A 14,883-nucleotide genomic window follows, 5' to 3' on the forward strand; every position below is an offset into this window, starting at 1 on the left:
GGATCTTCAATATGTCCACTAAAGAAAATGTACAGTTCAGCCCTACACTCCCATATTCACGGTATGTCGATCCAGAGGTATTCAATGAAGAAAGAAAAAAAATCTTTAGAAAGAGTTGGATATTGGCAGGGCATGCAAGCCAAGTTGAAAAAGTGGGCGATTTCATGACATTGGATATCGCTGGAGAGCCCATTATCGTTTCTCACGGTCCTGATGGTGAACTGCGAGCTTTTTACAATATTTGCCCTCATCGCGGAATGAAAGTAGAAAACTCCGATAAAGGAAATAAAAAAATTTTACAATGCGGATACCATGGATGGACGTTCAAATTAGATGGAAGTGTAAATAGAGCTCCTAATTTTAAAACGAATGAATTGGGCATACACAGCTGTATGAAATCCATACGCTTAGAAGTTCAGAATGCCATGATTTTTGTCAATCTAGACAAAAATGCACCTTCCATGGCAAAAGCATATCAGGAATTTTTAGAGGAAATGAAAGAGTATCCCTTCTTTGATTCACTGAAACTAGTTAGGGAAACCCGCCGTGTAGTTAAAGCTAACTGGAAAGCTGTTGTTGACAATTACCTTGAATGTGATCATTGTTCCATTGCTCATCCTGGCTTTGCAAAATCTTTTGATTTATCAAACTTTTGCACAACGACACACGACAAATTCACCTATCAATATATGACCGTAAGCAAGAATGGTGAGGGTGACCAAGCACGTTTTTATTGGGTTTGGCCAAATATGATGATTAACGTTTATCCAGGAGACGGGAATGTGAATACCATTCAAGTAATTCCTGTTGATGCTGAGACGTCGTTAGGTATTTATCGTGATTACTCCCTCGATGAAAAAACAACCATAGAAAAAGAAGAATATTTTAAATTTGTTGATCAAGTACGGCAGGAAGATTTTGAACTGGTGGAAAAATTGCAAAAAGGATTAAGTTCCGAGGCATTTACAAATGGTATCTTCTCTCCAACTGAACATGCTGCAGTTTATTTTCATGAACTTATTGATAATAACCTCCAGAACTAACTAGCTGCCAATTGGAATGCACTTAAAAAAGAAACGTTATAGATAATATGTAAATTTAATAGCACTTAAGCAAACAACCAGTATGATTCGGTAGTTTACCGGAGCATACTGGTTGTGTTGTTTTATTTGTGATGACTTTTTTGCTTATTTGAACGACCGATAAAATTGAACTGCCTTTTATTTATTCCGGGTGTGAGGATTTGTTCTTCCATTGTTGTTCTTCAGCAAGAAACTCAAAAAAAACATTCATGGCAGTAAGCGGATGCTCATTTACTCTTTTAAAGTAGTTACTTTTTCTGGCATCTGTTAAATAGCTGCTATTTTTGATTCTTTCCAACATGAATTTTTGACTCATTATCACTATTTCTCTTTTGTTGTGTTTGTTTTCTTTTAATAGGGCAAATCCTACAGCTCCCACCAATGCATAGATTCCAAGTGCGATTTTCGAGATGGGTATGGATTCGTTCTTAAATAAAAGAAAAAATAGATTAATGATGGAAAAGCCTATCAACACCGTCGAAAAAAAACCGTATTTCATATTTTTCTTCAACAAGGGGGACAGTTTTGATTGAAGTTGTTCGATTTCGGCTTGAATGAAGCCAGGTATATTATTTATTTTGATATTCATTGTTTCCTCCTTATTATCTTGCATGAACCCAATAAGTATATGGCACCAAAAAAAATTGTACCTATTCAATGAAACAGGAAAAGGAACCTGATAATATATATCTTATCGTTTGGAATCGTGTTTGTCATTTAATATATCCCATTGACTTTTTTAGGGAAAAGTATACGAAGTGATGTAGGTGATAAATGGAATGGGCAATTTATTTGTGTTGAACTAATCCAGATAGACAGCGTTCTTGCAGTATGAGGGAGGTGAATAAAGGTCATTTGCCTTAATATACACACAATGGTATAAATGATGAATGGATTATGGTAAAATGGTCCTCAAATGGAAGTAATTTTTTTCGTTTTTTCATCATTGATAGTTATGGATGGCCACCCTGCGCCTTTTTTTGTCATAAATACGTGACTATTGTGGTATTTTGTTCTTTTAAATCGAGTTTTGGAACAAATCAATATATAATTAGAAAGCGAGATATTAGATTCAAAGATTAAGGAGGGACATAGAATGATGGAATGGGCTCTGATCATTTTGTTTGCTGCAGCAGTATTACTGTTCATTTTATCGTTTATTAAAAAGGATTCTGTAAAAGTGGACAGTCAATTGGAACAGGTTGCTATCACTTTTGGAGATGAAATGAATGTATTACAGGAAAAAATCAGGAACATCGAGATAGATGCTGAAATTACGGTGCAAGAGGCAGGCATTCTAGCAATGTCTTCCGAAAAACGGATTTTGTTGCGTGAAGTACTTGACCTACATAAGCGAGGCTATTCATTTGAAAGCATTGCACTGAAGACAAAACAGCCGGAAGATGAAATAGAACGCATGCTTACTCCTTACATACAAACGAAGAATGAAAGGAGAAATGTGGCCAATGACATCTAAATCAATGCGCAGCTTTGCCGGGGGCATTGTTGTTGCAGCAGGCTTATGCGGTGCAGTGTACTTCTTTGGTCCAGGTGAAGCGACCGGCACATCGGAGAAACTTTCAGAAGATGAAATGAAAGAGTCTCTGGCCTCAGACGGGTATGTCATACATACCGAACAAGAATGGGAAGATCAGATTGCTGAAGCACAGTCGGTTAAAGATAAAGCGGATGCGGAAAAAGAAACGGTAAAAGAACCAACAGAAAAAATCATATACCGTACAGTTCTTAGAGTGTCTAAAGGCTCGACGAGCATCGATGTGGGTAAAACCCTACAAAAGGCAAAAGTCATTAAAAATGCCAATGATTTCTCTGACGCAGTTGAGAAGAAAGGCAAGGCCAACGGATTACGACCTGGAACGTATGTGGTAGATAGTGCGATGACGACGGAAAAAATAATTTCCATCATATTTAAATGAACATGAAAACGACCATCGATAAGATGGTCGTTTCTGTTTGTCGACAAAAGGGTGTTAGGAATGGTCTTATCCCGAACCCTTTTCGTTTATATGGGATGAAACTTCATTAGATTGAAAAAATTTGCGGCATTCCTGCCGAATAATCGGCTAGCCGTGACCCCGCTAGATGCTTACGGCGAGGAGTCTTGGCAGACAGTCAGCGGCAAGGGAGCGGATTTCTGAAATCAACTGGAACGATTTTTCATGTTTTCTTTAACTTAATCTTTGTCCGTACTCCAGCCCACACTGCAATGATAAGTCCTCCAATAGTATCCGCGATTAAATCTATCATTGTATCTTTATTTCCCCCGCCTTGTAGTGTCATTCCGAATAATTGATCAGAACTGAATTCGTAGATCTCCCATATGACACCCCCAAGTGCTGCGAAAGAGAGGGTAAACAAAAAGACAAACCAAGGGGATATCTCTTTGCCTGCATTTCTGTATACCAATCGTTCATATAAAGCAATTCCCGTAAAAGCAAGCAGGGAACCGCTTAGTAAATGTAATAATGTGTCCCACCACCCGAGTCCATACCAACCTAAAATAGAACCTAAAAATTGTGAACCGAATAAGAAGATTAAATAGGAAATGATAATGGGCAGGTTGAATTGAAGTTTGGTAAAAAGGGCCAGTAAAAGGGGAATTGCCCCGCATACCACACCGCCTATCGCAACCAGGGATTTGAAAGTTTCATCGGCAGAATAGAAAAAAATGGATAAAGTTGCCATGAAAAGTACATACACTAAACTTAATGAAATAACTAGCTTACGATTCATATGATTACCTCAACAAATTATAATTTTGATTTTTGTACACTAGAAAAAATGGAGATAAGCAGGCCGCCCGTAAGACCGAAAATTATATCGTACATGGTGTCTTTATTACCGCCTCGCTGCATGGTATGAGTAAAAGTGAGATCACCTGCGAACTCATATATTTCCCAAAGAACAGTGGCAGTGACTGAAAGTGAGAGAACAAAAAGAAAGATGACCCACCTTGAAACATCTTTTCTCGCTTTTTGAGGGATGTATAGTTTATAAAGAGCAATCCCAACAAAACCTACGAAAATACCTTTGTAAAAGTGAATGCCAGAGTCCCACCATTTAAAATCAACATAAAAATTTGCGATAGATCCTAAAAATGTCGTACAGAAAATAAAAACATAATAACCGATTATGATTGGAATGTTAAAGGGGTTATTTTTTAAAAATAGTAATGATAGAGGCAAGGCACTTACCAATATTCCCCCTAGAGCTACCATCCATCGCGATGAATCATCTTTTATGAGGTAAAAGATGAATAAACCAGTCATGAATGCTATAAAAACCAGACTAAAAATAATGATTATTTTATGTTTCAATATACTCACCTCATACGTAAATATTCATTACGATCATATCCAATTCAGCCAAATGCAACCCGGCAAATTGAAAAGTGTCCCTCGTATAACAGGTTTGGCGCCATTTTCAAATACTGGCTGAATGTGTTGGATATTTGCTTGAGGAATGATGGAAACCAAAAAAATAAACAGTAATATTAATACGGGTATGAAGAATATTTCCAACGTGCGTGTAAAAGTTTCGATACCAAGGCGTATTGTAAAGATCACTACTGTAGCTAACATTATATTTAGTGCGATAAGGGGGGGATCCGGCATCCAAAAGGTTTCAATGAAATTCCCCACATAATAAGTAGTCTCGGCTGCAGTGGAAAAAGACCAGAAAAAAATGTGAGATTGATCATCTTTCCGACTAACTTACCGAAAACCTTTTCATTTATTTGATTTAAAGCGAGATCAGGATATAAATTTCCAACCCTGATGTAAAACCATACAAAAATTAATGCGATTCCTGTCCCAAGTAATGCAGCAAGCCACTCATCCTGCTTTGCAAAACCAGCTAAAGGAGAAGGAGTATGTAAAATAACCGTTCCTACCGAATACAAAAGGATTAAAATCATCAATTGATGTGATGAAATTTTGAAACTACCAGGCATTATTATTCACCTTTTGTTTTTTCCTTCCTTCTTAATACTCCTTATTTTTGGCTATTCATTTTAAAGCTATTCACACAGAAATTAATTGCCTTTCTTCAACAATCCATCCCCGTTTCCGGGTTTTCCTGGGATTCACCTCAAAATTCCGATATTTCATTAGAACCAATTCCATTGGTAATATCGCGAAATCGCTTTAAAAGAAATACAATGCATTGACAAATTATTTAGAACTGCTAGATTCAAACGAAAATAAACAACCTGTATTTTAAAAAGTGTAGCACTCCTGCACAATAAATGAGTGATAATCAGTGATGGCATTAGCGAGACAAAAAAAAATATGAATGAAGAACACGTTTTTTCTTAAACTTTCCACTGGAGCGCTCCTTCGCGATTTTTGAACTGGTACGATTCTTGCATAATATTTTTGTGAATGTCTGTTGTGTGTATTTTTAATATTTATGGAGAAAGGAAAAGAATGGGAATCTGTTAAACGCACAATTATCGAAAAATATTTAGTTGACGTTTAATTTGCCCTTGGTTATTTGTCAGAAAATTAATCCGGATTCATAAAGGGAAGGCGAAGCAATTAAATTTAAAAAGGTTAGGAGAATATTCGCATGAAAATACCAGTGGAAAATATAGTAGAGTTAACTGTAGAACATCAATTCTTACAGGCGTATCCTATATTGAGTCAGTTACGGACTGATTTGACTTTAGAGGAATATCTAGAATTATTAAATGATATGCTTAATGAGGGTAAACAGTTATTTGCTTTATATCATGATACAAGCATCGTAGCTTTAGCAGGTATTAGCTGGCGTGAAGATTCATATAATGAACGCTATGTTTTTGTACAAGATTTGGTTACTGATGAAAATCATCGTCCTAGTGGCCTTGGATATAGTCTGCTCAGTTATATACATAATTGGGCAAAAGAACAGGGAGCTGAGTATATTACATTGGAATCTTGAATTCGGCGCCTTGACACCATAAATTGTTCATTTCAAGTACAATTTTTTTAGGATGGGCTAGCACCTTTTGGGTGTAGCCTTTTTTCGTATATAGTCACCAGCAATGAAATTTTAAACACTTCTAGGATGGGGAGGATTTGGACAAAACATTATGAAATAAGGTTGAAAAAACAGGGTATGTTTGGACTTGGGATCAAACAATCATCTGAATAAGTTTAAGGGAGAATTCTTTGCACCTATTCAAAAGCAAGTTGCCCTGTCACCAAAAAATTAGTTAGTTATCAGCTTATTGAAACTCTGTGGAGGTCTGCAGAGTTCTTCTTCATGTTATTATGCCCCAAAACCATCCAACTTTCTGCCACTTAGTTCAACAGAAAAATAGAAATTTTTTGCTCTCGAAAAGTGATAATAGAACAAAATAATTATGCGAATATTGGCGGTTTATGCATTTTCTCATAGAATTCCACTAAATGACTTTTTCATTTTGGCTCTTTTCGTAAAGATTGTTGTTTTTAAAACGAAACGATTTAAGGTTGATTGGAGCGCAAGTGCGAGACTCCTGCGGGAGCAGCGGGACAGGTGAGACCCCACAAGCGTTTACGCCGAGGAGGCTCACCACCCGCCCCGCGGAAAGCCAGCATCTGGAGGGGAAATCAACCACACCGCTTTACTTGGTAAATAGCAACAAAGTATGCGAAAACAGCCTTCATTTTTCTGTTTTTCTCATTGTAGCAGCGACCATTCCTGTATTAATCATCCTCAACAAAACTAGGTTCGGAAAGGTTAATCAGAGGTACTTTCAGCAACCTTCAATTTTAAAAGATCGATCTTCATGAAGCGTTTTTTATTGAACAAAAAAGTAGAATTTCAATAAAGATTATCATGTCTACAATGGTTTAACTCTTTATTAATTGCAATTAATTTTACTTAGATGGATATAATTGCAGCCAAGGTGAAAACATAATTTTAACAGGCTATTGGTTATGAGGGGGTAAGCATTGAAATCTCGAGTTCCTATCCCATTGAGGAAGTTAATTGAAAAAAAACAATCAGTTAAAAATAAAAAACAACAAGAAGACCTAAATCAAAGCAAAAATCCAAACTCCAATAAAACTAAAAATCAAAACCAAAATCCAGTTCAAGCCGAAAATCGAAGTAAAGAGTCAAAGAATCATGAAACAAAGCTTATATCCTCTGATCTTCAATATAATTTAGACCATATTAAGAAAACGTTAGGAAATAGTTCAGACATAGTTATAAGGGATTTTCAAGCAGGTAAAAATGGGGAAATTAAGTTAGGCATCGTTTACACTGATGGTTTAACGGATTCGGTATCCGTTCAAGATTTCATCCTCGACACTTTGATGATTGAAATTCGGAACTCTGATTTGGACGTAGCAGTCTTTAATCCCTCTGACTGTTTTGAAATGATAAAATCACATACCCTTCCTATAGGGGGAATGGGGGAAATAACTGATTTCCCAAAACTTTTTACCCATGTTTTATCGGGAGACACGTTGTTATTGATGGACGGCTCCCCAAAAGGAATAGCACTAGGCTCAAGAGAATGGGTCGATCGCGGAGTTCAGGAACCTTCTTCACAAACAGTAGTAAGAGGACCGAAGGATGGGTTCACTGAAACTCTGAGAACAAATACTGCTTTAATAAGACGGAGAATCAAAGATCCTAACCTTTGGCTTGAAACAAAACAGATTGGTGAAAAAACGCAAACAGACGTTTCAATTATGTATCTAAAAGGTGTTGCCAATGATAAAACGGTTTCAGAATTGCAAAGCCGGTTAAATCGAATCAAAATAGATGCGATTCTTGAGAGTGGCTACATTGAAGAACTTATACAGGATGAAGTATATACTCCATTTCCTACCGTATATAATACGGAACGTCCTGATGCTGTAGCCGCTGCCTTATTAGAAGGAAGGATTGCGATATTTGTTGACGGTACACCGTTTGTCCTTATCGTTCCAGCATTGATGGTGCATTTTTTCCAGTCCAGTGAAGATTATTATCAAAGGGCAGACATTGCCACATTAATTCGAATATTACGGTATTTATCTTTTTTCCTTGCTTTGCTTACACCGTCACTTTACGTAGCTGTCTCAACCTTTCATCAAGAAATGCTTCCTACTCCTTTACTCATAAGTCTAGCCTCACAACGTGAGGGTGTTCCTTTTCCAGCTTTTGTAGAGGCGATGATGATGGAGGTAGTGTTTGAAATCTTGCGTGAGGCAGGTGTGAGGATGCCTAGGGCTATCGGTTCATCCATTTCCATCGTAGGTGCATTAGTTATTGGGCAGGCTGCTGTCGAAGCAGGGTTCGTTTCAGCAACAATGGTCATCATCGTGTCCTTAACAGCCATCTGCAGCTTTGTGTTCCCAGCCAATAGCATGGCCATGGCTTTTCGGATGCTTCGGTTCTTGTTTATGATCCTTGCCGCTACATTTGGATTATACGGGATCATTTTGGGGCTGATCGTGATGGTCCTACATTTAAATAGCTTACGATCTTTTGGTTTGCCATATCTAGCTCCAAATGCACCATTCATTTTACAAGATCAAAAAGACAATATCATTCGATTGCCGCATTGGTCGTTATTAAAGCGGCCTCGTTTGATCAATAAAAATGATACAGACAGAGGAGATGTCAGTGCTCCGAAACCACCTGAATAACACCAAGATAAAATGATGAGATGATGAGGGTTCACGATGAAAAAAATGTTAATCGTATTTCTAATGTTACCTATAATTTGTTTATCCGGTTGTTGGAGCAGCATTGAATTGAATGAACTTGCCATCGTTACTGCCATGGGAATTGATAAGACAGAAGCTGGGTATCTGGTAACCGTCCAAGTTCTAAATCCGAGTGAGCTGGCGGGTGATGCCAGGTCTGGTCGCACGGAAGTTGTAACATTCAGGAAGAGTGGAAAAACCATTTTTGAAGCACTTAGAAGCCTATCAACTGATGTACCAAGGAGGTTATATGTAGCACATCTTCGTGAAGTTGTCTTTGGTGAGGAAATGGCTAGGGAAGGAATAGCGAAGCCTCTGGATTTCCTTTCCCGGCTAAAGGAGTTGCGTTCCGATTTCTATATGACTGTTGCTAAGGGTTCAACTGCTTATGATACGCTTAATGTGCAAACGGCACTTGAGAAAATACCGGCAAATAAAGTTTTTGACTCCTTGGAAAATTCAGAGAGAAGATGGGCACCGACAAGGACGGTCACTTTGGATGAGCTGGTCAGCAGTATCGTCAGTAAAGGCAGACAGGCCATGCTAACGGGGATTTACGTTTATGGTGATCCCGAATCAGGAAGCAATGTTACGAATGCACAAAATATCTCCCCGAAATCTGGATTGCGATTGGATTATCTTGGAGTATTCAAGAAGGATAAACTTGTCGGCTGGTTAAACAGGAACGACAGTAAAGGTGTTAGTTACATAACAGATCATGTTAAGTCCACTGCGGTAAATATTCCATGTGAAGGTGACCAAATTACGGTCAACACGACTAGTTCAAAAACGAAAATCAAGGGGAAAATGGAAAAAGGAAATCCCAAAATTGATATAAATGTTACGTCAGAAGGGAGTATAGGTGAAGTAGAATGCACAATCGATTTAACTAAACCAGAAAAAATCGAAGAATTGAATAAAAAATACGCAAAAGATATTAAAGGTAAGATAGAAGGGTCGATAAAAACGCTTCAAGAGAAGTATCAAAGTGACATCTTCGGTTTTGGTGATGAAATCCATAGAACTGATCCTAAAGCATGGAAACGTTTAGAAGGAAATTGGGAACAGGAATTTGCAAATTTGGACGTGAATGTAACCGTTAAAGCAAAGATTCGTAATTTAGGAACAATATCAGAATCCTTTCAAAAAGAAATCGAGGAGTAAAGAACAATGTGGGCAATTATTGGAACAGTGTGTACTGGAGCTATTATTTCATTTTTCGAAATACCTCCTCTTATTAAAAAGAAATGCTGGAAGGAAATTGTCATTTTCATTTTATTGCTTTTAGTTGGCATGACGTTGAGTATTTTGATAATCAAGGATATTACCATTCCCACTCCTATAGACTGGATAACGAAAATATATAGTCCACTCGCTCATTTCATGGATCGTATTTTATCCTAGGGAGGTATCGATCATGCTCGAAAAAGGAAAAATCAGCTCTGGTGAATTTCTTATATTGGTCATCATATTCACCATAGGAGGAGCGATACTTACTTTACCTTCCGTACTTGTCTCATTAGCAAAACAGGATGGCTGGATTGCCTATATCATAGCTACTCTCATCGGTTTATGTTTCGTTTTCTTATATACCCGGCTCGCCTCGCTTTACCCATCCATGACTTATATAGAAGTTAATGAAAAAATATTTGGAAAATTGATCGGGAAAATCTCGGCACTGCTATTCCTGCTTTATATTTATTATCTTTCTTCTGCGTTACTAAGTGAAATTGGGAACTTCTTTTCGACACAGGTTCTGGGTGAGACACCTATGGAAATGATAATGATCTTATTTATATTAACAAGCTTATTTGGTGCAAGGCTAGGACTGGAAGTCATCTGCCGAACTGCATTAATCTTTTTTCCTTGGCTTGTACTGCTGCTTTTCATATTATTCGTATTTCTTATCCCGGATATCAAGATCGAAAATATGCAACCTATATTTGAAGAAGGCATGAAACCAATAATGAATGGAGCATATCACTCTTTAGCACTGCCTTATGTTCAGCTTGTTTTCTTTTTAATGCTCACGCCATATGTAAAAGAAAAGGCTGAAATGAAGAAAAGCTTTTATTTAGGGACTTTATTAGGTGGCGGCGTTCTATTGTTAGTGATCATTTACAGTATCGTTGTATTGGGTGCCGCTAATACAGCAAGATTAAACTATCCTTCTTATAAACTGGGTATGAAGATAAGCATTGGTGATTTTTTTGAAAGGGTCGAGGTCATTGTGGCTTTCATTTGGGTTTTTACAGAGTATTTTAAATTGACCATTTGCTTTTATGGCCTCGCCCTAGGATTAGCTCAATTGCTAGGATTAAAAAATTACAAAATTCTTCTATTTCCATTAGCTTTTCTAATTCTCTCTTTAACCATTTTTTCGCATCCCGATTTAATACATTATCAAAACTTTATGGCCACAGCTTGGACACCATTATCCTTAACGATTTGTTTTATTCTGCCATTGTTCTTATTAATGGTTGGGAAAATTAGAAAAAAGTAAGAATACCCGTTGCACAATGATGGCAAATGCTAAAGGATAGCCGATATCGTTAGTTCAATTAGTAAAGAAATCAAGCCTACAGATAACTTGGTAAACAATTAAATTTCCATGAGAATTTTTGATGGGATAAGGATTGCATGCAGCAGTTAACTGATTCATGGTCTGTTAAGGGGGAAAGGGGAAAAAGAATAAATAAAATATTCTGACAAATATATTGACTAAAGAAAACCGATGATTTAATATAACAATATATAACATTACATAATGTTGTATATCAAATATTAAAGGAGTGGGAAAATGAGCAAATCGGTTATTAATGTAAAAAGTAATGTAAAAACAGTATTGGAGCAATTAAAGGGTAGGAAAATTAACAATATTTATTTTGTGGCATGCGGGGGATCTTCTGCCATTATGTATTCAGCTAAGTATATACTGGATCGTGAAGCTCAAAATATAGCTTCCGATCTATATAGTTCAAATGAGTTTATACATCGTAACCCACAACAACTAGGGAAGGAATCCTTAGTAATTTTATGTTCTATGTCTGGAACTACTCCTGAAACAGCAGATGCTGCTAAGTTTGCAAAAAGTAAAGGTGCGTTTACAGTGGCATTAACGAACGAACCAGCATCACCATTAGCCCAAAATTCGGACCTTTTCATTAAATATGAATGGGGGAACGGTGTAAACGCCTTTGATACAAACCTCAGTGTTTTATATCAACTAGTTTTTGGTGTACTTCATTTAGCGGAAAACAATGAGAAGTTTGGAAAACTGGTATCAAGTTTAGAGAACTTACAGCCAGTGTATGAAAAAGCTCTACAGCAAGAAGCTTCTAATGCAAGAGTGTTCGCACAATCTCATGCAAAAGAACCTGTCATTTATACAATGGCAAGTGGTTCCAACTATGGGACAGCCTATTCTTTCAGTATTTGTATCTTAATGGAAATGCAATGGATACACTCACATGCCATTCATGCTGGTGAGTACTTCCATGGACCATTCGAAATTATTGACGAAAACGTACCGTTTATCATTCTATTGGGATTGGATGAAACAAGACCATTAGAGGAAAGAGCGTTATCTTTTTCTCAGCGTTATGGCAAAAAGCTAACGGTGTTAGATGCAAAACAGTATGATCTTGATGGTATCGATGAAGAAGTAAAAGGATATATTGCACCGCTTATATTAAATCGTGTATTGCGTCAATATGCAGAAGAATTAGCGGAAGCGCGTAATCATCCTTTAAGCAAAAGGCGTTATATGTGGAAAGTAGAATACTAAAAGTAGAAGAAAACTTAATATTCTGTATATTTTATTTACAAATTATACTATAATGTTTTATAACATTATAGTATAATTTCCTGATAATAAAAGCATTTATAAAAAGGAGGGTATTCATGAGAAAAACAAAACTTATCTTTGCATCATTATTAAGTTTATCTTTAATGCTTGGGGGATGTTCTGGTGAAAAAACATCTTCAGAATCAGATGTTGGAAAAACTACCTTAACATTTTTCCATAGGTGGCCAAAGGAACCGGAAAAAACTTACTTTAATGAAGTTGTAAAAGAATTTGAAAAACAAAACCCCGATATCCATATTAAAACCGAAGCAGTGTTAAACGATTCGTATAAAGATAAAATTAAAGTAATGACTGGTACAAATAATCCACCTGATGTTTATTTCTCATGGAGTGATGAATTTGCCAGTCAGTTTGTGCGAGGCAATAAAGCTTTGGATTTAACTTCTTATTATAAAAACGATCCGACATGGTCATCTCAACTCGTTCCATCCCAAGTCAAACCATATACATTTAATAATAAGGTGTATGGTGTCCCCGTAACAATGGATGGAAAAATGTTTTTCTATAACAAGGATGTCTTCGAAGAATTGAACATACACCCACCTAAAACCTGGAATGAATTAATCGATGTATTAAAAGTGTTAAAAAAGAATAACTACACAGCCCTTCAATTCGGTAGTCAGGATACTTGGACAATTTCCCATTATGTGGGCACATTGAATCAACGCCTTGTGAAACCGGAAGTGCTGACGAAGGACTATAATCGAAAAACCGGAGAATTTAAGGATGACGACTACATAAAAGCGCTTGAAAAATTCCAAGAGTTGTTACCTTATTTTAATGAGAATACGAATTCAATTGATCATGAATATGCTAGGCAGCAATTTTCAAATGGTAAAGCACCTATGATTTATGCAGAAACCGCAGAAATCAAGCTATTTGGACCCACTAAGTTTGAACTTGGAATGTTTAACTTTCCTGAAGTAGAAGGCGGAAAAGGTAATCAAACAAATCTAACCGGTTCGCCCGAGGGCTTTATGATTTCTTCCAAGACAAAGCATCCCAAAGAAGCAATGGAGTTTTTAAAGTTTTTATCTACTAAACAGATGGGAGAAAAACTAGTCAATGATGTGGGCAAGTATAGTGCAGTTAAAGGTACAGTGAATGAAAATAATTCTACCCCAGAACAGCTGGAAGCGGTTCAAAGCATTTTAAACGCAAAGGAAATGGCCCCATGGTTTGACATGAGCATTGATGCGCGTATTGCAGATGCCTATTTAACAGGAACACAAATGATGTTAAATGGAGATAAAACACCTAAACAAATTATGCGTGATGTTCAAAAAGCCGCTGATACCGTTAGAATTGAAGCGGGGAAATAAGGGAAATCATTTTTCCGTTTTATTAAGGGAGTGATATTTAAATGATAAAACTCGATAAATTTGTACCTTATCTATATCTTCTTCCAGCCTTAGTTTTTTTATTGCTCGTTTATATCCCTATTTTCCAGAATATTGGCGATAGTCTGTATAATTAGAGTACTTTTTCACCAAATAAAGCATTTGTAGGGTTGGACAACTACTTTACTTTGTTTAAAGATCCCGTATTTTATGAAGCTTTAAAAAATAATATTCTTTATGCAGTCATTTCAATTGTTTTCCAGGTTTTTGGAGGGTTAATTGTTGCAGCTGTTTTAGAAGATAAATTAATCCGTAAATTTTCACCTATCTTTCGAACAGTCTATTTCCTGCCAGTCGTCGTTTCAATGACGGTCATAGCATTGCTGTTTTCATTTTTTTACAACCCGGAAGTGGGATTGTTAAATCAGTTTCTTAAAATGATTGGATTGAATAATTTAGCACAACCATGGTTGGGAGATAGTGAAACGGCAATCTATGCAGTCATTGCTGTCTCACAGTGGCAATCGATTGGTTATATAGCTATGTTATATATCGTATCCATTCAAAAAATATCACCTGAACTATATGAAGCGGCTGAAATGGATGGAGCGAATAAAATAAAAACGTTTTTTCACATTACGGTTCCAGCAACCAAGGAAATGACATTTGTTGCCGTAATATTAACATTGACAGGTGCTTTTACAGTGTTTAATGAGCCATATATCTTAACCGGAGGGGGACCGGGAACTTCTTCGGAAGTCCTAAGTACCTATTTATATAAAACGGCTTTTTCAAAAGATATGATGGGATATGCTTCTGCCATTGCTACGGTCATCTTAATCATTACGTTACTTATTTCTCTTGTTCAAATGAAAATATTTAAAACAGGAAAGGAGGACTAA

15 protein-coding genes and 1 pseudogene are annotated in these 14,883 nt (G+C 36.8%); 11 read left to right on the forward strand and 5 right to left on the reverse strand.

Going from position 1 to position 14,883, the window contains the following annotated elements; translation table 11 throughout:
• Window positions 1-11 precede the first annotated feature (11 nt).
• Window positions 12-1,043 carry an aromatic ring-hydroxylating oxygenase subunit alpha gene (locus BW986_RS05530; protein WP_076365814.1) on the forward strand — a complete coding sequence of 344 codons (1,032 nt, stop codon included), beginning with the start codon at window positions 12-14 and terminating at the stop codon, window positions 1,041-1,043.
• A gap of 181 nt (window positions 1,044-1,224) precedes the next feature.
• Here BW986_RS05530 and BW986_RS05535 read toward each other — a convergent pair whose 3' ends face one another.
• Window positions 1,225-1,671 carry a DUF5392 family protein gene (locus BW986_RS05535; RefSeq protein WP_076365816.1) on the reverse strand — a complete coding sequence of 149 codons (447 nt, stop codon included), beginning with the start codon at window positions 1,669-1,671 and terminating at the stop codon, window positions 1,225-1,227.
• Between the two features lie 507 nt (window positions 1,672-2,178).
• Here BW986_RS05535 and BW986_RS05540 point away from each other — a divergent pair.
• Together BW986_RS05540 and BW986_RS05545 are read left to right on the forward strand one after the other, a co-directional pair.
• Window positions 2,179-2,559 (forward strand): hypothetical protein, encoded by a 381-nt coding sequence (locus tag BW986_RS05540; protein ID WP_260320738.1) that lies wholly within the window; start codon window positions 2,179-2,181, stop codon window positions 2,557-2,559.
• Window positions 2,549-3,019 (forward strand): endolytic transglycosylase MltG, encoded by a 471-nt coding sequence (locus tag BW986_RS05545; RefSeq protein ID WP_076365818.1) that lies wholly within the window; start codon window positions 2,549-2,551, stop codon window positions 3,017-3,019. The genes BW986_RS05540 and BW986_RS05545 overlap by 11 nt, the downstream gene beginning before the upstream one ends.
• A gap of 241 nt (window positions 3,020-3,260) precedes the next feature.
• On the opposite strand, the gene BW986_RS05550 is transcribed toward BW986_RS05545, so the two are convergent.
• From BW986_RS05550 to BW986_RS05565, 4 genes are read right to left on the reverse strand one after another with little or no spacing between them, the layout of a single operon-like run.
• Window positions 3,261-3,836: a DUF2238 domain-containing protein gene (locus BW986_RS05550; RefSeq protein ID WP_076365820.1), complete on the reverse strand. Its 576-nt coding sequence runs from the start codon at window positions 3,834-3,836 to the stop codon at window positions 3,261-3,263.
• A gap of 17 nt (window positions 3,837-3,853) precedes the next feature.
• A complete protein-coding gene (locus BW986_RS05555; protein WP_076365822.1) occupies window positions 3,854-4,420 on the reverse strand; it encodes a DUF2238 domain-containing protein in 567 nt (188 codons plus the stop codon).
• 33 nt (window positions 4,421-4,453) lie between these two features.
• Complete coding sequence (locus tag BW986_RS31195; RefSeq protein WP_076365824.1) at window positions 4,454-4,717, reverse strand: GerAB/ArcD/ProY family transporter; 264 nt, start codon at window positions 4,715-4,717, stop codon at window positions 4,454-4,456.
• Entirely contained in the window at window positions 4,690-5,055 is a 366-nt protein-coding gene (locus tag BW986_RS05565) for a GerAB/ArcD/ProY family transporter (protein WP_076365826.1), read from the reverse strand. The genes BW986_RS31195 and BW986_RS05565 overlap by 28 nt, the downstream gene beginning before the upstream one ends.
• A gap of 617 nt (window positions 5,056-5,672) precedes the next feature.
• Here BW986_RS05565 and BW986_RS05570 point away from each other — a divergent pair.
• From BW986_RS05570 to BW986_RS05610, 8 genes and pseudogenes are all read left to right on the forward strand, one after another.
• Window positions 5,673-6,026 (forward strand): GNAT family N-acetyltransferase, encoded by a 354-nt coding sequence (locus BW986_RS05570; protein ID WP_076365828.1) that lies wholly within the window; start codon window positions 5,673-5,675, stop codon window positions 6,024-6,026.
• A gap of 998 nt (window positions 6,027-7,024) precedes the next feature.
• Window positions 7,025-8,713, forward strand: coding sequence for a spore germination protein (locus BW986_RS05580; RefSeq protein ID WP_311316526.1), 1,689 nt, complete (start codon window positions 7,025-7,027; stop codon window positions 8,711-8,713).
• 36 nt (window positions 8,714-8,749) lie between these two features.
• Window positions 8,750-9,937, forward strand: a complete 1,188-nt coding sequence (locus BW986_RS05585) for a Ger(x)C family spore germination protein (RefSeq protein WP_076365832.1) — start codon at window positions 8,750-8,752, stop codon at window positions 9,935-9,937.
• A gap of 6 nt (window positions 9,938-9,943) precedes the next feature.
• The gene (locus tag BW986_RS05590; protein WP_053535516.1) at window positions 9,944-10,177 is read left to right on the forward strand and encodes a hypothetical protein; all 234 of its coding nucleotides are present in this window, start codon (window positions 9,944-9,946) and stop codon (window positions 10,175-10,177) included.
• A gap of 13 nt (window positions 10,178-10,190) precedes the next feature.
• Window positions 10,191-11,276 carry a GerAB/ArcD/ProY family transporter gene (locus BW986_RS05595; RefSeq protein ID WP_076365834.1) on the forward strand — a complete coding sequence of 362 codons (1,086 nt, stop codon included), beginning with the start codon at window positions 10,191-10,193 and terminating at the stop codon, window positions 11,274-11,276.
• A gap of 297 nt (window positions 11,277-11,573) precedes the next feature.
• A complete protein-coding gene (locus BW986_RS05600) occupies window positions 11,574-12,560 on the forward strand; it encodes an SIS domain-containing protein (protein ID WP_076365836.1) in 987 nt (328 codons plus the stop codon).
• 116 nt (window positions 12,561-12,676) lie between these two features.
• Window positions 12,677-13,963 (forward strand): ABC transporter substrate-binding protein, encoded by a 1,287-nt coding sequence (locus BW986_RS05605; protein ID WP_076365838.1) that lies wholly within the window; start codon window positions 12,677-12,679, stop codon window positions 13,961-13,963.
• A 41-nt stretch (window positions 13,964-14,004) separates the two neighbouring features.
• Window positions 14,005-14,883: pseudogene (locus tag BW986_RS05610) on the forward strand (carbohydrate ABC transporter permease).

The sequence above is a fragment of the Peribacillus simplex genome (genome assembly GCF_900156045.1).
Lineage (GTDB): Bacteria > Bacillota > Bacilli > Bacillales > DSM-1321 > Peribacillus > Peribacillus simplex_D.